General features: G+C 62.0%; 18 protein-coding genes. 15 read left to right on the top strand and 3 right to left on the bottom strand.

Annotated elements, in window-relative coordinates; genetic code table 11:
• Positions 1-150: 150 nt before the first annotated feature.
• Genes tauA through tauD form a run of 4 tightly spaced genes read left to right on the top strand, consistent with a single transcriptional unit; the run spans position 151 to position 3,605 of the window.
• Positions 151-1,128, top strand: coding sequence for a taurine ABC transporter substrate-binding protein (gene tauA, locus C4J85_RS01280; RefSeq protein ID WP_124408813.1), 978 nt, complete (start codon positions 151-153; stop codon positions 1,126-1,128).
• 13 nt (positions 1,129-1,141) lie between these two features.
• Positions 1,142-1,921: a taurine ABC transporter ATP-binding subunit gene (tauB, locus tag C4J85_RS01275; RefSeq protein WP_124360790.1), complete on the top strand. Its 780-nt coding sequence runs from the start codon at positions 1,142-1,144 to the stop codon at positions 1,919-1,921.
• Complete coding sequence (gene tauC, locus C4J85_RS01270; RefSeq protein ID WP_124406010.1) at positions 1,918-2,754, top strand: taurine ABC transporter permease TauC; 837 nt, start codon at positions 1,918-1,920, stop codon at positions 2,752-2,754. Before tauB ends, tauC begins: the two co-directional genes overlap by 4 nt.
• Before the next feature lie 14 nt (positions 2,755-2,768).
• A complete protein-coding gene (gene tauD, locus C4J85_RS01265; RefSeq protein ID WP_124408812.1) occupies positions 2,769-3,605 on the top strand; it encodes a taurine dioxygenase in 837 nt (278 codons plus the stop codon).
• Positions 3,606-3,734: 129 nt separating this feature from the next.
• On the opposite strand, the gene mgrA is transcribed toward tauD, so the two are convergent.
• From mgrA to epsC, 3 genes are all read right to left on the bottom strand, one after another.
• A complete protein-coding gene (mgrA, locus tag C4J85_RS01260) occupies positions 3,735-4,772 on the bottom strand; it encodes an L-glyceraldehyde 3-phosphate reductase (protein WP_124365420.1) in 1,038 nt (345 codons plus the stop codon).
• 141 nt (positions 4,773-4,913) lie between these two features.
• Positions 4,914-6,875: a choline transporter BetT gene (gene betT, locus C4J85_RS01255; protein WP_164487677.1), complete on the bottom strand. Its 1,962-nt coding sequence runs from the start codon at positions 6,873-6,875 to the stop codon at positions 4,914-4,916.
• Positions 6,876-7,278: 403 nt separating this feature from the next.
• Positions 7,279-8,205: a serine O-acetyltransferase EpsC gene (epsC, locus tag C4J85_RS01250; protein ID WP_124360785.1), complete on the bottom strand. Its 927-nt coding sequence runs from the start codon at positions 8,203-8,205 to the stop codon at positions 7,279-7,281.
• Between the two features lie 165 nt (positions 8,206-8,370).
• Here epsC and C4J85_RS01245 point away from each other — a divergent pair, with 165 nt between their 5' ends.
• From C4J85_RS01245 to C4J85_RS01195, 11 genes are all read left to right on the top strand, one after another.
• A complete protein-coding gene (locus tag C4J85_RS01245) occupies positions 8,371-9,366 on the top strand; it encodes a D-cysteine desulfhydrase (RefSeq protein WP_124408811.1) in 996 nt (331 codons plus the stop codon).
• Positions 9,367-9,647: 281 nt separating this feature from the next.
• Entirely contained in the window at positions 9,648-10,442 is a 795-nt protein-coding gene (tcyJ, locus tag C4J85_RS01240; RefSeq protein ID WP_124408810.1) for a cystine ABC transporter substrate-binding protein, read from the top strand.
• Positions 10,442-11,107 (top strand): cystine ABC transporter permease, encoded by a 666-nt coding sequence (tcyL, locus tag C4J85_RS01235; RefSeq protein WP_003187646.1) that lies wholly within the window; start codon positions 10,442-10,444, stop codon positions 11,105-11,107. The genes tcyJ and tcyL overlap by 1 nt, the downstream gene beginning before the upstream one ends.
• A gap of 3 nt (positions 11,108-11,110) precedes the next feature.
• Positions 11,111-11,857, top strand: coding sequence for an L-cystine ABC transporter ATP-binding protein TcyN (gene tcyN / locus C4J85_RS01230; protein WP_124360781.1), 747 nt, complete (start codon positions 11,111-11,113; stop codon positions 11,855-11,857).
• Positions 11,858-12,166: 309 nt separating this feature from the next.
• A complete protein-coding gene (locus tag C4J85_RS01225; protein WP_124365416.1) occupies positions 12,167-12,943 on the top strand; it encodes a hypothetical protein in 777 nt (258 codons plus the stop codon).
• A gap of 187 nt (positions 12,944-13,130) precedes the next feature.
• The gene (locus C4J85_RS01220; protein WP_124408809.1) at positions 13,131-14,372 is read left to right on the top strand and encodes an SfnB family sulfur acquisition oxidoreductase; all 1,242 of its coding nucleotides are present in this window, start codon (positions 13,131-13,133) and stop codon (positions 14,370-14,372) included.
• Positions 14,373-14,396: 24 nt separating this feature from the next.
• Positions 14,397-15,590: an SfnB family sulfur acquisition oxidoreductase gene (locus C4J85_RS01215; RefSeq protein WP_124408808.1), complete on the top strand. Its 1,194-nt coding sequence runs from the start codon at positions 14,397-14,399 to the stop codon at positions 15,588-15,590.
• Positions 15,590-16,942 carry an LLM class flavin-dependent oxidoreductase gene (locus C4J85_RS01210; protein ID WP_124408807.1) on the top strand — a complete coding sequence of 451 codons (1,353 nt, stop codon included), beginning with the start codon at positions 15,590-15,592 and terminating at the stop codon, positions 16,940-16,942. The genes C4J85_RS01215 and C4J85_RS01210 overlap by 1 nt, the downstream gene beginning before the upstream one ends.
• Before the next feature lie 144 nt (positions 16,943-17,086).
• The gene (locus tag C4J85_RS01205; RefSeq protein WP_124408806.1) at positions 17,087-17,902 is read left to right on the top strand and encodes a MetQ/NlpA family ABC transporter substrate-binding protein; all 816 of its coding nucleotides are present in this window, start codon (positions 17,087-17,089) and stop codon (positions 17,900-17,902) included.
• Complete coding sequence (locus C4J85_RS01200) at positions 17,899-19,014, top strand: methionine ABC transporter ATP-binding protein (RefSeq protein ID WP_124408805.1); 1,116 nt, start codon at positions 17,899-17,901, stop codon at positions 19,012-19,014. Before C4J85_RS01205 ends, C4J85_RS01200 begins: the two co-directional genes overlap by 4 nt.
• Positions 19,004-19,648, top strand: a complete 645-nt coding sequence (locus tag C4J85_RS01195) for a methionine ABC transporter permease (protein WP_056858169.1) — start codon at positions 19,004-19,006, stop codon at positions 19,646-19,648. The genes C4J85_RS01200 and C4J85_RS01195 overlap by 11 nt, the downstream gene beginning before the upstream one ends.
• The last annotated feature ends 4 nt before the right edge of the window (positions 19,649-19,652 follow it).

Genomic DNA, 19,652 nt, shown 5'->3' with positions numbered 1-19,652 from the left:
CCCTCCCACATTTGTCTCTCATATGCTCAAAGGATTGCTTCAATTCTTCTCCGACTAAGCTAATTCGAAAATGTTATTTATTTTCGGATTCTTAGATCATTTAGTCTCCTCACACGCCGACCCCCGGCCGCCTGATCGAGGAGCTTCCCTTTGAAACTGCTGACCCCCCTGCGCTTGCTGGCGGCGTTGTCCCTGGCCGGTGCCAGCCTGTTTGCCCAGGCGGCGGATGTGACCGTCGCGTACCAGACCACCGTAGACCCGGCGAAAGTCGCCCAGGCCGACGGCGCCTATGAAAAAGCCACCAACGCCAAAATCGACTGGCGCAAATTCGACAATGGCGCCGATATCATCGCCGCCATCGCCTCGGGCGACGTGCAGATCGGTTACCTCGGTTCCAGCCCGTTGACCGCCGCAATCACGCGCAACGTACCGGTGCAAACCTTCCTCGTCGCCACCCAGATCGGCGGGGCCGAAGCCCTGGTGGCGCGCGATGGTTCGGGGATCAACAGCCCGCAGGACCTGATCGGTAAAAAGATCGCCGTGCCGTTCGTGTCCACCGGTCACTACAGCCTGTTGGCCGCGCTGAAGCACTGGAACATCGACCCCTCGAAAGTAACCATCCTCAATCTCGCACCACCGGCCATCATCGCCGCCTGGAAGCGCGGTGATATCGACGCCACCTATGTGTGGGACCCGGCCCTGGGCGTAGCCAAGGAAAACGGCAAGGTGTTGATCACCTCCGGCGAGCTGGCCAAGTTCGGTGCACCGACCTTCGATGCCTGGATCGTGCGTAAGGATTTTGCCGAGAAGCATCCGGAAATCGTCACCGCCTTCGCCAAAGTCACCCTGGATGCCTACGCGGCGTACCGCAAAGACCCACAAGCCTGGCTCGCCGACAAAGGCAACGTCGACAAACTGGTGAAGCTCTCCGGTGCCAAGGCCAGCGACATTCCGTTGCTGCTGCAAGGCAACGTCTACCCGCTGGCCGCTGACCAGGTGACCCTGCTGGGCGCACCGACCACCAAGGCCGTCACCGACACTGCGGCGTTCCTCAAGGAACAGGGCAAGGTCGATGCCGTGCTCCCAGACTACGCCCCTTACATCAGCGCCAAATTCATCACTAATTGAGGAGTTCATCGCGATGGCCTTGCTACAACTGGAGCGCATCAGCGCACAGTACCCAGGCGCTCCGGAACCGGTACTGGCGGATATTTCACTCGAGCTTGGGCCCCAGCAATTGCTGGTGGCCCTCGGCCCGTCCGGCAGTGGCAAAACTTCGCTGTTGAACCTGATTGCCGGTTTTGTCGAGCCCTCGGCCGGGCGCATCACCCTCGATGGCGTGCCGGTCAAGGGGCCCAGTGCCGAGCGCGGCGTGGTGTTCCAGGACGATGCCCTGTTGCCCTGGCAGGACGTACTGGCCAACGTCGCCTTCGGCCTGGAACTGGCCGGCGTGCCCAAGGCGCAACGTGAAGTGCGCGCTCGGGAAATGCTCGCGCTGGTGGACCTGGGCGGTTTCGACAGCCGCCGCATCTGGCAACTCTCCGGCGGCCAGAAGCAACGCGTCGGCCTTGCCCGCGCCTTGGCGGCCGACCCTCGTGTATTGCTGATGGACGAGCCTTTCGGCGCCCTCGATGCCTTCACCCGCGAACAGATGCAGGAGCTGCTGCTGCAAGTCTGGCGACGCACGGCCAAGCCGGTATTCCTGATCACCCATGACATCGAAGAAGCGGTGTTCCTCGCCACCGACTTGATTCTGCTGGCCCCCAACCCCGGCCAGATCGTCGAGCGCCTGCACCTGGACTTCGGCCAACGCTACGCGGCGGGCGAATCGGCACGGGCAATCAAGTCCGACCCGCGCTTTATCGAAACCCGTGAACACGTGCTGGGCAAAGTGTTCTCGCAACGGCAGGTGTGCGCATGAGCAGCTACGAATTCGCCGCCACGGCGGCCAAGCCGGTGACACACGTCGTCATTCCCGTACGCCGCCGCGTGAGCACGCGCTGGATCAGCCTGTTGACCCTGTTGGCCTTGCTGGCTATCTGGTGGGCCGTGACCGCCAGCGGTTTGATCGAGCCGCTGTTCCTGCCGCCGCCCTCTGCCGTGTTGCAAAAAGGCTGGTTGCTGGCGACCACGGGGTATATGGATTCCACCTTGTGGCAGCACTTGGGCGCGAGCCTCAGCCGCATCGGCCTGGGCCTGGGCTTTGCGGTGCTGACCGCCGTGCCGGTGGGCATCGCCATCGGCGCCAACCGGATTGCCCGCGGCATTCTCGATCCGCTGATCGAGTTTTACCGGCCGATCCCGCCGCTGGCCTATCTGCCGCTGATCGTGATCTGGTGCGGCATCGGCGAGCTGTCCAAGGTGCTGCTGATTTACCTGGCGATCTTTGCGCCGATTGCCATCGCCACTGCGACCGGCGTACGCACTGTGGACCCGGCCAAGTTGCGCGCCGCACAGTCGCTCGGCGCGACCCGTGCGCAGTTGATCCGGCATGTGATCCTGCCCAGCGCCCTGCCCGACATCCTCACTGGCGTGCGCATCGGCCTGGGTGTGGGGTGGTCGACCCTGGTGGCCGCCGAGCTGATCGCCGCCACCAGCGGCCTGGGCTTCATGGTGCAGTCGGCGGCGCAGTTTCTGGTCACCGACGTCGTGGTCCTGGGCATCCTGGTGATCGCGCTGATCGCCTTCGCCATGGAAATGGGCCTGCGCGCCCTGCAGCGTAAATTGGTGCCGTGGCATGGCCAGGCACACTGAGTGACGATGAATAAATGAGCAGCCTGACCGTTACCCCACTAAGCATCGCACTCGGCGCCCAGATCAGTGGCGTCGATATCACCCAAACACTGAGCGCCGAACAGCGCGACGCCATCGAACACGCCCTGCTCAAGCATTCGGTGCTGTTCTTCCGGGACCAGCCGATCACCCCGCAGCAACAGGCACGGTTCGCGGCGAATTTCGGCGACCTGCACATCCACCCGATCTACCCCAACGTACCGGAACAGCCCGAAGTGTTGATCCTCGACACGGCGGTCACCGATGTGCGTGATAACGCCGTATGGCACACCGACGTGACCTTCCTGCCCACACCAGCCCTGGGCGCGGTGCTCAGCGCCAAACTGCTGCCGGCGTTCGGTGGCGATACCTTGTGGGCCAGTGGGATTGCGGCTTATGAAGCGCTGTCCGAGCCATTCAAAGCGTTGCTCGATGGGCTGACTGCCACCCACGACTTCACCCAGTCTTTCCCACTGGAGCGCTTTGGCAACACCGCCGACGACCGAGCCCGCTGGGAAGAAGCCCGCCAAAAAAACCCACCCCTGTCGCACCCGGTGATCCGCACACACCCGGTGAGCGGGCGTAAATCGCTGTTCGTCAGCGAAGGCTTCACCACCCGGATCAATGAACTGGAATCGGCTGAAAGCGCGGCGGTTCTCAAACTACTGTTCGCCAATGCCACACGCCCGGAATTCACCATCCGCTGGCGCTGGCAGGAAAATGACGTGGCGTTCTGGGACAACCGCGTGACCCAGCATTACGCGGTGGATGACTACCGGCCGCAGCGGCGGGTGATGCATCGGGCAACCATCCTGGGCGATGTGCCGTTCTAAGAACACCTCGGTTCAAATGTGGGAGGGGGCTTGCTCCCGATAGCGGTGGGTCAGTCGCTGTATCTATTGACTGATCCACTGCCATCGGGAGCAAGCCCCCTCCCACATTTTTAACCCAGCGGTGTCAGGTCATTCAGCTGTCGATGGTTTTTCCCACAAGTTGATCCCACCTTCCTGGGCAAACCGATCAATCTCCGCCAATTCTTCCGCGCTGAAACTCAGGTTCTTCAACGCCCCGACGTTCTCGATGATCTGCTCCGGCCGGCTGGCACCGATCAGCGCGCTGGTCACCCGTGGATCACGCAGGGTCCAGGCCAGCGCCATTTGCGCCAGGCTCTGGCCGCGACGCTGGGCGATTTCGTTGAGGGCGCGAACATGGGCAATGTTGGCGTCGGACAGGTGCTTGGCTTGCAACGAACCGCCACCTGGGCGGTTGACTCGTGCGTCGGCCGGTACGCCGTTGAGGTATTTATCGGTGAGCAAACCCTGGGCCAACGGTGTGAACGCAATCACCCCGGCGCCGAGCTCTTCGGTGGTGTCGAGCAGGTCTTTTTCCACCCAGCGGTTGAGCAGGTTGTAGGCCGGCTGGTGAATCAACAGCGGCACTTTCCACTCGTTGAGCAGCGCTGCCATCTCACGGGTTTTTACGCCGGAGTAGGACGAGATACCGATGTACAACGCCTTGCCCTGCTGCACGGCGGTGGCCAGCGCACTGGCGGTTTCTTCCAGCGGCGTGTCGGCGTCGAAACGGTGCGAATAGAAAATATCCACATAGTCGACGCCCAGGCGTTGCAGGCTCTGGTCCAGGCTCGCCAACACGTATTTACGCGAACCGCCGCCCTGGCCATAGGGGCCGGGCCACATGTCCCAGCCGGCCTTGCTGGAGATGATCAGCTCGTCGCGATAGTGCTTGAAGTCTTCACGCAGCAACCGGCCGAAGTTGATCTCGGCGCTGCCGTAGGGCGGGCCGTAGTTATTGGCCAGGTCGAAGTGGTTGATGCCTGAGTCGAATGCGGTGCGCAGCAGGGCACGCTGGGTGGCGATCGGGGTGCTGTCGCCAAAGTTGTGCCACAACCCCAGGGACAGTGCCGGCAGCACCAATCCACTGCGGCCTACGCGGCGATAAGGGATAGATTCATAGCGGTTTTCGGCAGCAATGTACGTCATCGAATCCTCTCTAGGCTTGGGGCAAACAAGGCCTGGGAATAAGGTTATTCCCAGGCCTTTCAGCCCGCTGAATCGCTTAAGTCTGCCTTTCCCTTTTACAGCAAAGACCTACTTGAGAGGAACGGTGCGCCGTACGTTTTCTCAGCGCACCAGGTGCAGGAACTGCAGGTGCCGCTCGTACTGGTCGAGGATGTCGTTGATGATCTGCTCCTTGGTGTAGCCCACCAGGTCGTAGTCCTGGCTGCCCTCACGCAAGTGCACTTCCGCCCGATAATAGCGGCGATTGTTGAGCTGTTTGGACCCCATGCCGCCGCGCGCAAATGAAGGCGTGAAATAGCCGCGCATCTGCACCTGGTAAACGAACGGATGCTCTTCGCCGTGGCCGATTTCCAGGCTGACGCTGTCGTTGGACGGGTCGGGCTGGGTGACGACGTTGAGACCTTTTTCGACAAACACCGCCGTCACTTCTTCGATCGCCGGACGTACCGTGGTCTCAAGGAAGCGGTACACCTCATCCCGCGACGGGAAATGTACGGCCTGACTCAAACGCTGGCGCCAACCGCCCGTGCCCTTGCGTGAGCCCGACACCGGCGCCAACGAATGCAACTGGGCGATCTGCTTTTGCGATTCGAGGTAGAACGCCTTGTGCAGCCCCCACATCATCAGTAACAGGATCAGCGAGAACGGCAGCGAAGTCAGCACCACCGCTGATTTCAACGAATCGATACTGCCGGCAAACAGCAAGGCGCTGGTGACCAGGGCGGTCATTGCGCCCCAGAACACGCGCAGCCATTTCGGTCCGTCTTCATCGGCGTTGCCGCCCTTGGACGACAGGGTCGACAGCACCACGGTGCCGGAATCCGCCGAGGTCACGAAGAACACAAAGCTGATGAATACCGTGACCGCAATCACGGTTTTGCTCCACGGGTAGGTTTCCAGCAGCAGGTACAGGCTCATCGACGGTTCATCGATGGCGGACTGGCCCAGCGCGGTCATGCCATGGTTGAGCACCTGGTCGATGGCGCTGTTTCCGAAGATCGACATCCACGCCAGGGTGAAACCCAGCGGGATCAGCAGCACGCCGAACACGAATTCGCGGATGGTGCGGCCACGGGAAATGCGTGCGATGAACAGGCCCACGAACGGCGACCATGCGATCCACCACGCCCAATAGAACACCGTCCAGCCACCCAGCCAGTCGCTGGGTTTGTCGTACGCGTACACATCGAAACTCTTGGTCGGCAGGGCGCCCAGGTAGTCCCCGATGTTCTGGATCAAGGTGTTGAGCAAATGCTGGGTGGGCCCGGCAAACAACACAAACAGCAGCAGCGCGCAGGCCAGCAGCATGTTGATGTCGGACATCACCCGCACGCCCTTGTCCACACCGGCCACGGCGACGATGATCGCCGCGCCCATCATCAAGGTGATCAAGCCCACCTGGATCCACTGCGTATGGGCAATACCGAACAGGTAATCCAGGCCGGAATTGAGGTGCAGCACGCCAAAGCCCATGTCGGCGCCCAGGCCGAACACCGTGGCGATGATGCCGAAGCCATCCACCGCGTAACCGATCGGGCCATTGATGCGCTTGCCGATCAATGGGTACAGCGCCGAACGCAGCGCCAGCGGCAGGTTATGCCGGTAGGCGAAGTACGCCAGGGCCATGCCGACAAACGCGAACACGCCCCAGCCGTGCAGGCCCCAGTGCAGGAACAGGATCTGCATGGCCTGGCGCGCCGCATCGGCATTCAGCGCCTCGCCCTGGGGCGGTTGCACCAGGTGGGTCAGGGGCTCGGACACGCAAAAGAAGAACAGCGTGATGCTGATCCCGGCGGCGAACAGCATGCCGGCCCAGGACAGGTAACTGAATTCGGGCTCGTCGTGGTCGGCACCGAGTTTTATCTTGCCGTAGCCCGATAGCGCGGTGACCACCACGAAGACCAGATACAGGGTCATCGCCAGCATGTAGTACCAGCCAACCGTATTGGCCGCCCAGTTTTGCGCCGCCAGCAGCCAGGCACCGGCCTGTTGCGGAATAGCGATGACAGTGATGCCGAACAGCAGAATAGCCGTGGCGGCAAAGTAGAAGACGGGCGCATTCATGCGCACCTGACCGCTGGACGGGGTAGACGATGCACTCATGAACCATGCACCCCCGAGGTGTGAAATGTGGCTGTCAATAACGGACTCAGCAAAGGTAAGCCTCCTGTTGTGAGCGGGCAGCGAACCACCGGTTTAACTTGAACGAACGTTCAAGTTAAACATGGATAGGCGGTTTGGGACTAATTTCGGGGCCGAGTGGTAGGTGATTCCTACACTAGCTTAGGGATTGGTATGACGCGTGAGGACCGGAATTCGTTCAGCAATGACGGGATGATTTTGGAATGCAGTCAAACATGTGGGAGGGGGCTTGCTCCCGATAGCAGTAGGTCAGCCAACACAGGTATTGGCTGATCCACCGCTATCGGGAGCAAGCCCCCTCCCACAGGGGATTTGTGCAGATTCCTTACTTTTGCGCACCATCATCATGCTGCAAATTCGCCTGGGTAATATTCGCCCCGGCCGGCACGCTGCGGGTCAGCCACACATTACCGCCAATGGTCGAACCCTGGCCGATGGTAATCCGCCCCAGAATCGTCGCGCCGGCGTAGATCACCACGTCATCCTCAACGATAGGGTGACGCGGATGGCCTTTCTGCAATTGCCCATCTTCATCCGCCGGGAAGCGCTTGGCGCCCAAGGTCACCGCCTGGTAGATGCGCACGCGCTCACCGATGATCGCCGTCTCGCCAATCACCACGCCGGTCCCGTGGTCGATGAAGAAACTCGGGCCGATCTGCGCGCCGGGGTGGATATCGATACCGGTGGCCGAATGAGCGATTTCCGCGCTGATCCGCGCCAGCAAGGGCAAACCGGCGCGGTATAGATGATGGGCCAGACGATGGTGAATCACCGCCAGGATGCCGGGGTAGCACAGCAGCACCTCATCCACGCTGCGCGCGGCCGGGTCTCCGTGGTAGGCGGCCAGTACGTCGGTATCCAGCAGGCTGCGCAACGCCGGCAAGGCCAGGGCGAAATCCTGGATCAGGCGAATGGCCTGGGCGTCGACCTCACGGTCATCCTGGCCGCCCTGGCGCGCGGCGTAGCGCAGCTCCAGGCGGGCCTGGGCGAGCAAGGCGTTAAGGGCGACGTCGAGGGTATGCCCGACGTAGAAGTCTTCACTTTCTTCGCGCAGGTCCACCGGGCCCAGGCGCATCGGGAACAGTGCGCCGCACAAGGCTTCGAGAATCTGCGCCACCGCCTGGCGAGACGGTAGTTCGCGGCCTCCATGTTCGCCACTCAAGCGGCCATTGCGCGTTCGCCACTGGTCCCGGGCGCTGCGCAGTTGGCTGACGATGGTCTGTAGTTGCCAATGGCTGGAACGCTCACTCACGGTATTCACTCCTGACGAAATGGCCCTCACTTTACGGTATGGCCCTGGCAGCGCTTAAGAACCAATGGTGCGAGGCTAAGAACCATCTGACATAAGCGATTGGCGGTTGCCCGATGAAAAGTGCCTGCCTATAGTCGCCCCATCACTCAGCCACCGTGCATAGCCATGATCAAACAACAGCTCGACCGCTTTAACCGTCTGGAACTGTTGGGCGGCGCCACCGCCCTGGAAAAACTCGAGCGGCTGTCGGCCTGGCTGGGCAGGGATATCTACGTCAAGCGCGACGACACCACCCCATTGGCCATGGGTGGCAATAAATTGCGCAAACTTGAATACCTCGCCGCTGACGCCATCGCCCAGGGCGCCGATACCCTGGTCACCGCCGGCGCTATCCAGTCCAACCATGTGCGCCAGACCGCCGCGCTGGCCGCAAGGCTCGGCCTGGGCTGCGTCGCCCTGCTGGAAAACCCCACCGGCACCGAAGACCCCAACTACCTGAGCAACGGCAACCGCCTGTTGCTGGAGCTGTTCGACGCCAAGGTGGAGCGGGTAGAAAACCTCGACAATGCCGACGACCAACTCAACGCCCTCGCCGACCGCCTGCGCAGCAACGGCAAGAAGCCCTACCTGGTGCCTATCGGCGGCTCGAACGCCCTCGGCGCGTTGGGGTATGTGCGCGCGGGCCTGGAGCTGGCGGCGCAGATCGAAGACAGCGGCCTCGACTTTGCGGCGGTGGTACTGGCCTCCGGCAGCGCAGGCACCCACAGCGGCCTGGCACTGGCGTTGAGCGAAGCGCTGCCGAACCTGCCGGTGATCGGCGTCACCGTGTCGCGCACCGACGAAGCCCAACGTCCGAAAGTGCAAGGCCTGGCCGAGCGCACGGCCGAGCTGCTCGGCATGCAGGTGCCGGAAGCCTTCAAGGTGATCCTGTGGGACGAATACTTCGGCCCGCGTTATGGCGAGCCGAATGCGGGTACGTTGTCGGCGATCAAACTTCTGGCCAGCCAGGAAGGTCTGTTGCTCGACCCGGTCTACACGGGCAAGGCCATGGCCGGCCTGCTGGACGGTATCGGGCGCCAGCGGTTCGCAGACGGGCCGATCATTTTCCTGCATACCGGCGGAGCGCCGGCGTTGTTTGCCTATGATTCGGTGTTCAACTGACCGAACACGGACCGGAATGTGGGAGGGGGCTTGGTCCCGATAGCGGTGGGTCAGATACAGATAAAGGGACTGTTACACCGCCATCGGGAGCAAGCCCCCTCCCACACTTGACCTCATTGATATTCTAAATATGAATATGAAGTTGGATTTATATTATTTTCAAGTCTTAAAAACCGCCTTTATCATCGCGCCGAAGGCGAAGACGCGCACCGCGCTTTAAGGCAGGATACGGCTACTGCGTCACCGGCTTCGCTCACCATAAAAAACCACAGGGGCTCTTCATGACTATTTCTGTATTGCGTCGCACATTGCTGGTCGGCACATTGGGCTTGGCGCTCGGCGCAGGCATGCTTGGCCAGGCGGTCGCCGGCGAGCAACTGAACACCATCAAGAAAGCCGGCGAGATCAAGATCGGCCTGGAAGGCACCTACCCACCGTTCAGCTTTGTCGATGAAAGCGGCAAGCTCAGCGGCTTCGAGGTGGAGCTGTCCGAGGCGCTGGCCAAGGAGCTGGGCGTCAAGGTCAAGCTGCAAGCCACGCCATGGGACGGCATCCTCGTCGCCCTGGAATCCAAACGCCTGGACGCCGTAGTCAACCAGGTGACGATTTCCGAAGAGCGCAAGAAGAAGTATGACTTCTCCAAGCCCTACACCATTTCCGGTATCCAGGCGCTGACCCTGGCGAAGAATGTCGACAGCATCAAGACCGCCGACGACCTGGCCGGCAAGAAAGTCGGGGTAGGCCTGGGCACCAACTACGAACAATGGCTCAAGGCCAACCAACCCAAAGCGGAAATCAGGACCTACAACGACGACCCGACCAAATTCCAGGACCTGCGCATCGGCCGCATCGACGCGATCCTGATCGACCGCCTGGCCGCTCTGGAATACGCCAAGAAAGCCAAGGACACCGCCGCTGCCGGCGACGCCTTCTCCCGCCAGGAAGCCGGTATTGCCCTGCGCAAGGGCGAGCCTGAACTGCTCGACGCGGTAAACAAGGCCCTCGACAAGCTGCGCGCCGACGGCACCTTGAAGAAGTTGTCCGAGAAGTACTTCAACGCTGACGTCACTCAATAATGGAAGCAGGTTTCCAACTCGCGCTGGACTCCGCGCCCTTTTTGCTCAAGGGCGCGTATTACACGGTGATCCTCAGCCTGGGCGGGATGTTTTTCGGCCTGCTGCTGGGCTTTGGCCTGGCGTTGATGCGCCTGTCGCGCTTCAAGCTGCTGAGTTGGACGGCGCGGGTCTACGTGTCGTTCTTTCGCGGCACGCCGTTGCTGGTGCAACTGTTCCTGATCTACTACGGCTTGCCGCAAGTGGGTATCGAGCTGGACCCGATCCCGGCCGCCATGATCGGCTTTTCGCTGAACATGGCCGCCTACGCCTGTGAAATCCTGCGGGCCGCCATCGCGTCCATCGAGCGTGGCCAGTGGGAAGCCGCCGCGAGTATCGGCATGACCCGTGCGCAGACATTGCGCCGGGCCATCCTGCCGCAGGCCATGCGCACGGCCTTGCCGCCGCTGGGCAACAGTTTCATTTCGCTGGTCAAGGACACGGCGCTGGCCGCCACTATCCAGGTGCCCGAGCTGTTCCGTCAGGCGCAACTGGTCTCGGCGCGCACCTTCGAAATTTTCACCATGTATCTGTCCGCAGCCCTGATCTATTGGATCCTGGCGAGCATCCTGGCGCATCTGCAAAATCGTCTGGAAGACCGGGTCAACCGGCATGACCTGGAGTCCTGAAGCATGATCGTGGTTGAAAAGCTGACTAAACAATTCAACGGCCAGGTGGTGCTCAACGGTATCGACCTGGAGGTCAAGGCCGGCGAAGTCGTGGCCATCATCGGCCCCAGCGGTTCCGGCAAGACCACCTTCCTGCGCTGCCTGAATTTTCTCGAAGAACCCACCAGCGGCCGCATCAAGGTGGGCGACATCGAGATCGACAGCAGCAAGCCACTCAACCAGCAACAGGGCCTGGTGCGACGCCTGCGCCAGCACGTCGGTTTTGTCTTCCAGAACTTCAACCTGTTCCCCCACCGCACCGCGCTGGAAAACGTCATCGAAGGCCCGATCGTGGTCAAGAAGATGCCACGCGAGGCGGCGACCGAACTGGGCCGCAAGCTACTGGCCAAAGTGGGCCTGGCGGGCAAGGAGGCGGCTTATCCTCGGCGCTTGTCCGGTGGGCAGCAACAGCGTGTGGCGATCGCTCGGGCGCTGGCCATGGAGCCGGAGGTCATCCTGTTCGACGAACCCACCTCGGCCCTCGACCCCGAACTGGTAGGTGAAGTGCTGGCGACCATCCGCAGCCTGGCCGAAGAAAACCGCACCATGGTGATCGTCACCCACGAGATGAGCTTTGCCCGGGATGTGGCCAACCGTGTGATCTTTTTCGACAAGGGCGTGATCGTCGAACAGGGTGAAGCCAAGGCGCTGTTCGCCAATCCCAGGGAAGAACGCACCCAGCAGTTCCTGAGCAAGTTTCTCGCCCATTGACCCAGTTTTTTGTGGCGAGCCGGCTTGCTCGCCACAAAAGCCGCTCCTACACCGAAACGCCATTGCTGCCGGTAAAACACCACGCTGCGCCCCTCTTGAAATACCCCTTCCAGTCAGACCCTTCTGAATATCCTCCAGCCCGCCGTTTAGCCTTTTGCCGCCATTGACGCCCCCGGCCCAACCGTCTTATCTAGCGTCCAGAGGATTGGATCCTATCCCGGCTACTCACTGAATCGTTCTTTCGGCCCCTTTGCGCACCCGCGCCCAGGCCCGGAACGATTGCTGCTGGCTGCATCAAGGAGATCACTTATGACGCACACTACAACCCCGGCCATGCTGACCGCACCCACCCTGCCCCAAGCCGTTCGAAACGGCATCAGTGCCCACGCGGCTGCCCAATTGCAGGTCGACATCGCACCTTACCCCGGCATGGAAGAAGGCGACCTGATCGAGCTGTTCTGGAACAACTGCTTTGCCGCCTCACGCCGGGTGACCGCCGGCAAAATCGGCACGCCTACCCACCTGCGAGTGCCGGAAAGTTTTGTACAGGATGGCCCGGCGCGGGTGCATTACCAGATCATGCAGATCGGCCACGGCCCGGCGCGCTCGGCCACCACCCAGGTCCGGGTCAAAACCAATTACCCGGGCGGCGCGCCGTCGGCCCTGTACAGCGACGAAAACCAGAACCTCGCGCCGGTCAGCCTGCCCGAGACCATTCGCCGCCAGGGCGTCAACAGTCGCCAGGTGCAACGCGGAATTCCGCTGAGCATCGAGCCTTACGCGAACATGGCCAGTGGCGATGCCATCACGTTGCGCTGGGGTGACGTGCGCATGGACCTGCCGAACATCCAGGCCAGGGACGTCGGCCTGGCGGTGCAGGTCTGGGTGCCTTCGACAGTCATTATCGAAGGCGGTGACGACTGCCGCCTGGAGGTGACGTACTGCATCCTGGACCGCGTCGGCAACAATTCGCGCTGGGCGCCAGCCCGCACCTTGCGCATCGCCGCCTGGGTTCCCACGCCCCTTGGTGCAGCCAAGGACGTGTATCAACCTCGCCCTTTCGGCTCTCCCTGCGAACCGGGGTGACGCGCCTTCTATGCATATTCCTAAAAGTTAGTTTATTTAAAAAATAAACACGCTTAGGGTATATGAACCGGACCACCGGACATTCCTGATTGTTTTGTTTTTATTTCATTGAATGCGAGGTCGGTATGGTCAGAATTACCCCGGTGCATAACGCCAGGGCATTACGTGCAGCCAAGGAGCGGCGCTGATGTCTAACTTGGCTCTAACACCCCTCCAGAGTGATCTGGACGTAGCCCCACTGTTGTTGCCGGCCACGGTGCTGCGCAACGACGCCCAGGCGCTGAGCGCCGCCCATGAGCTGGCCGACGCCGCGCGCCTGCAAGCCGCCAAGCGCGACCAGCAACGCCAATTGCCCTGGGCGCAGGTCGAACAGTTCACCCGCAGCGGCTTGGGCAGCATTTCCATTCCCCGTGAGTACGGCGGCCCGCAGGTTTCATTCGTCACCCTGGCCGAGGTCTTCGCGATCATCAGCGCGGCCGACCCGGCCCTGGGGCAGATCCCGCAGAACCATTTCGGCATCCTGCACCTGTTGCAAAACACCGCCAGCGAGCGCCAGAAAAAGCAGCTGTTCCAGAGCGTGCTCGACGGTTGGCGCATCGGCAATGGCGGCCCGGAACGCGGCACCAAAAATACCCTGGAGCTCAAGGCGCGTATCACCGCCGAGGGTGACGGCTACGTGGTCAGCGGCCAGAAGTTCTACTCCACCGGCGCTCTGTTTGCCCACTGGGTGGCCATCAAAGCGCTCAACGACGACGGCAAGCAAGTCATGGCGTTCGTGCGCCGTGGCAGCGAAGGGCTGCGCATCGTGGATGACTGGTCGGGCTTTGGCCAACGCACCACTGCCAGCGGCACCGTGCTGCTTGACCGGGTACCGGTGGACGCAGAACTGGTGGTGGACAACTGGCGCCTGGGCGAAAGCCCGAATATCCAGGGTGCCGTCTCGCAATTGATCCAGGCGGCCATCGACGCCGGCATTGCCCGTGGCGCCCTGGACGACACCATCGCCTTTGTACGTGAACGCTCGCGCCCGTGGATCGACGCCAAGGTCGAACGGGCCAGCGACGACCTGTATGTGATCGCGGACATCGGCAAGCTGAAAATCGAACTGCACGCCGCCGAGGCGCTGTTGCGCAAGGCCGGCCAGGTGCTGGACCAGGTCAGCGCTGCGCCGATCACCGCGCAGTCCGCCGCACGCGCGTCGATCGCCGTCGCTGAAGCCAAGGTACTCACGACCGAGGTGTCATTGCTGGTCAGTGAAAAACTCTTCGAGCTGGCCGGCAGCCGCGCCACCCTCGCCGAATTCAACCTTGACCGGCACTGGCGCAATGCGCGGGTCCACACGCTGCATGACCCGGTGCGCTGGAAGTATCACGCGGTGGGCGCCTATCGCCTGAACGGCACTTTGCCGGCTCGCCATTCCTGGATCTGACCGACCAGACATCTGGAGAACATCATGACTTTCTCTCACCCCGTCGCGGTCATCACCAGCGACGAACAAGCCCTTATTGTCGCCAGCGACCTGGCTGAGGACTTGCGCCGCGACAGCGCCCAGCGCGACCGCGAGCGCCGCCTGCCGCTGGCCGAGCTAGACGCCTTTTCGCGCTCCGGCCTGTGGGGCATCAGCGTGCCCAAGGCCTACGGCGGCGCTGGTGTGTCCAACGTCACCCTGGCCAAGGTCATCGCGCTGATTGCCCAGGCCGATGCCTCCCTGGGCCAGATCCCGCAGAACCACTTCTATGCCCTTGAAGTGCTGCGGGTCAACGGCAACCCCGAGCAGCAGCAGCGCCTGTACGCCGAGGTTTTGGCCGGCCAGCGTTTTGGCAACGCCTTGGCGGAGCTGGGCACCAAGACCGCCCACGACCGTGTGACCAGGCTCACGCGTGATGGCGAGGGTTTTCGCATCAGCGGCCGCAAGTTCTATTCCACTGGCGCGATCTACGCCCAGCGCATCCCCACCTCGGTGGTGGATGAACACGGCGTGCAGCAACTGGCCTTTGTGCCGCGCGACAGCGAAGGCCTGAGCGTGATCGACGACTGGAGCGGCTTCGGCCAGCGCACCACCGGCAGCGGCTCAGTGGTGTTCGACAACGTGTGGGTGGCGGCGCAGGACGTGATCCCGTTCCAGAGCGCTTTCGAACGCCCGACCACCGTCGGCCCCTTGGCGCAGATTCTTCATGCCGCCATCGACACCGGTATCGCCCGCGCCGCCTTCGAAGACGCGCTGCATTTTGTGCGCACCAAGACCCGTCCCTGGATCGACTCGGGCAGCGAAAAGGCCACTGATGACCCGCTGACCTTGAAGAGCTTCGGCCACTTGAGCATTCGCCTGCACGCCGCCGAAGCGCTGCTGGAGCGCTCGGGCGAATTCCTCGACCGCGCCCAGGCCGACAGCAATGCCCAGACCGTCGCGGCCGCCTCCATCGCCGTCGCCGAAGTGCGCGCCTTGAGCACCGAAATCTCCTTGGCCGCCGGCAGCACGCTGTTCGAACTGGCCGGCAGCCAGGCGACCCTGGCCGAGCATGGCCTAGATCGCCACTGGCGCAACGCACGGGTGCACACCCTGCATGACCCGGTGCGCTGGAAATACCACGCGGTGGGCAATTACTACCTCAACGATGAAAACCCGCCGCTGCGGGGGACCATCTGATGAGCAAGAAAAAAATCCTGCTCAATGCCTTCAACATGAACTGCATCGGGCATATCAACCACGGTTTGTGGACCCATCCACGGGACACGTCCACCCAGTACAAGACCCTCGAGTACTGGACTGACCTGGCAAAAATCCTCGAGCGCGGGCTGTTCGACGGTTTGTTTATCGCCGATATCGTCGGCGTGTATGACGTGTACCAGCAGTCCATCGACGTGCCGCTCAAGGAATCGATCCAGTTGCCGGTCAACGACCCGCTCCTGCTGGTCTCGGCCATGGCGGCCGTCACCCAGAACCTCGGCTTCGGCCTCACCGCCAACCTGACCTACGAGCCGCCGTATCTGTTCGCCCGGCGCATGTCCACCCTCGACCACCTGAGCCGGGGCCGGGTGGGTTGGAACATCGTCACCGGCTACCTCGACAGCGCCGCCAAGGCCATGGGGCTGACCGAGCAGGTCGAGCATGACCGCCGCTATGACCAGGCCGATGAATACCTGGAGGTGTTGTACAAACTCTGGGAAGGCAGCTGGGAGGATGACGCGGTGGTCAACGATCCCAAGGCACGGGTGTATGCGCAGCCGGGCAAGGTGCACAAGGTCGAACACCATGGCGAGTTCTACCAGGTGCAGGGCTATCACCTGTGCGAGCCATCGCCGCAGCGTACGCCGGTGCTGTTCCAGGCCGGCAGTTCGGACCGTGGCCTGCAGTTCGCCGGGCGCCATGCCGAGTGCGTGTTCATCAGCGGGCAGAACAAGGCCGCGACCCGAATCCAGGTGAACAAAGTGCGCGCCAGCGCGGTGCAGGCCGGGCGCAATCCGGATGACATCAAGGTGTTCATGGGCCTGAACGTGATCGTCGGCGCGACCGAGGAACTGGCCTGGGCCAAGCACGCCGAGTACCTCAGCTATGCCAGCGCGGAGGCCGGCGTGGCGCACTTTTCGGCGTCCACGGCGATCGACTTTTCCGAGTACGAACTGGATGAACCGATCCAGTACGTGAAGAGCAACGCCATCCAGTCGGCGACCAAGAACCTGCAGAACAACGACTGGACCCGACGCAAATTGCTCGAACAGCACGCCCTCGGTGGGCGCTACATCACGCTGGTGGGGTCGCCCGAGCAGGTCGCCGACGAACTGGAATCGTGGATCAGCGAAACCGGCCTGGATGGCTTCAACCTCACGCGCATTGTGACGCCGGAAAGCTATGTGGATTTCATTGATCTGGTGGTGCCGGAGCTGCAAAAGCGTGGTTCGTACAAGACTGAATATGAGCAGGGAACGCTGCGCGAAAAAGTCTTCCATGGCGCCGCTCGCTTACCCGAACAACACACCGGCTCCACCTACCGACACTGAACCAAAAAATGTGGGAGGGGGCTTGCTCCCGATAGCAGTGGGTCAGACACAGCGGCATTCACTGACACTCCCTCATCGGGAGCAAGCCCCCTCCCACATTGGATCTTCATTGTTTGTACCAATACCTTATGACTGGAAAAATTTATGAAAAAAACCCTGCTCACCCACCCAGTCAAAGCACTGGCCCTGGCCTTCGGCTTGTTCAGCTCGGCCGTATTCGCCGCCGATGCGCCGTTGAAAGTCGGCACCACCGCCGCCTTCGCGATTCCCCTGGAAGCCGCCGTGGAAGAGGCCGGCAAACAAGGCCTGAAGGTCGAACTGGTGGAATTCACCGACTGGATCGCGCCGAACGTCAGCCTCGCCGCCGGCGATATCGATGTGAACTACTTCCAGCACATCCCCTTCCTGGAAAATGCCAAGGCCGCCGCCGGCTTTGACCTGGTGCCCTATGCGCCGGGCATCATCAACAACGTCGGTCTGTATTCGAAAAAGTACAAAAGATTCGATGACCTGCCCGAAGGCGCCAGCGTGGCCATCGCCAACGATCCGATCAACAGCGGGCGCGGCCTGCAACTGCTGGCCAAAGCCGGGCTGATCACGCTCAAGCCGGGGGTGGGCTACAAGGCCACTGAAGAAGACATCGTCAGCAACCCGAAAAAGATCAAGATCCTGCAAGTCGAGGCCGTGCAACTGGTACGCGCCTATGACGACGCCGATCTGGTGCAGGGCTACCCGGCGTACATCCGCCTGTCCAAGACCTTCGATGCCGAGTCGGCGCTGCTGTTCGATGGCCTCGACCACCCGGAATACGTGATCCAGTTCGTGATCCAGCCCAAGAGCAAAACCGACCCGAGGGTGATCAAGTTCGTCGACATTTACCAGCACTCGCCGACGGTGCGCGCCGCCCTGGATAAATCCCTCGGCAAGCTCTACCAGGTCGGCTGGGACGATAAAAAATGACCGCTGCCAACGCCCAACTGCGCGACCTGGGCACATTGCCCAGGGACGCCGAGCAGACCGAACTGCATCCGGACTTCAACAGCGCCCATGTGCGTTTCATCAACCTGGGCAAAACCTATGACGGCACGGTGCATGCCCTACAAGGCATTGACCTGGCGATTGCGCGCGGCGAAGTGTTCGGCATCATCGGCCGCAGCGGCGCCGGCAAGTCGTCGCTGATCCGCACCATCAATCGCCTGGAACAACCCAGCAGCGGGCGCGTGCTGATCGATCAGGTGGATATCGGCAGCTTCGATGAAGACCGCCTGGTCGCGCTGCGCCGGCGCATCGGCATGATCTTCCAGCACTTCAACCTGATGTCGGCCAAGACCGTCTGGCAGAACGTCGAACTGCCGCTCAAGGTCGCCGGGGTGCCCAAGCCGCAGCGTGAGCAGAAGGTGCGTGAGCTGCTGGAACTGGTGGGTTTGCAAGACAAGCACCAGGCCTATCCGGCGCAGCTCTCGGGCGGGCAGAAACAGCGCGTGGGCATCGCCCGTTCGCTGGTGCACGACCCCGAGATTTTGCTGTGCGACGAAGCCACCTCGGCGCTGGATCCGGAAACCACCCAATCGATCCTCGGCCTGCTGCGCGAGATCAACCGGCGCCTGGGCCTGACCATCGTGTTGATCACCCACGAAATGGCGGTGATCCGCGACATCTGCGACCGCGTGGTGGTGCTGGAGCATGGGCGCATCGTCGAGCAAGGCCCGGTGTGGCAAGTGTTCGGTAACCCGCAACACGAGGTGAGCAAGACCCTGCTGGCGCCGCTGCAACATGGGCTGCCGGAAGAACTGCAAAACCGTTTGCATACCCAGCCTGAATCGCCGGAAGCCGCCGTGGTGCTGCGCTTGCAGTTCACCGGCAGCGCCAGCGATGAACCCGACCTGGCCGCGCTGTTCAGTGCCCTCGGCGGGCGTGTGCGTCTGCTGCAGGGCGGCGTCGAACGGATTCAGGGCCATGCCTTGGGGCAACTGCTGCTGGCGGTGAATGGCTCGCCCCATAGCACCGAAGAACTGCGCAACCGCGCCGCAAACTGGGCACAACAGGTGGAGGTGCTGGGCTATGTGGTTTGATCGTTTGCTGCAGGGCGCCATCGACACCTTGTTGATGGTGGGCGTGTCGTCGTTGATCGCCTTGCTGGTGGGGATTCCGCTGGCAGTGTTTCTGGTCACCAGCGACAAAGGTGGCATCTACCAGGCACCGGCGCTGAACCGCGTGCTGGGCGCCTTCGTCAATCTGTTCCGCTCGATTCCATTTCTGATCCTGATGGTGGCACTGATCCCGTTCACCCGGCTGATCGTGGGCACCACCTACGGTGTATGGGCGGCAGTCGTGCCGCTGACCATCGCGGCCACGCCGTTCTTTGCGCGCATCGCCGAAGTCAGCCTGCGCGAGGTCGACCATGGCTTGATCGAAGCGGCGCAGGCCATGGGGTGCCGCCGCTGGCACATCATCTGGCATGTGCTGTTGCCCGAAGCGCTGCCGGGGATCGTCGGCGGGTTCACCATTACCCTGGTGACCATGATCAACTCGTCGGCCATGGCCGGGGCGATTGGCGCGGGCGGGCTGGGCGACATTGCGTACCGCTATGGCTACCAGCGCTTCGATACGCAGATCATGCTCACGGTGATTGTGCTGTTGGTGGTGTTGGTGGCGGTGATCCAACTCGGCGGCGATCGACTGGCGCGGGTGCTGAACAAGAGGTGAGGTA

This window comes from Pseudomonas sp. R4-34-07, assembly GCF_003852375.1.
Lineage (GTDB): Bacteria > Pseudomonadota > Gammaproteobacteria > Pseudomonadales > Pseudomonadaceae > Aquipseudomonas.
The sequence above is the reverse complement of the archived record's forward strand: the minus strand, read 5'-3'. Positions and strand labels throughout refer to the sequence as shown.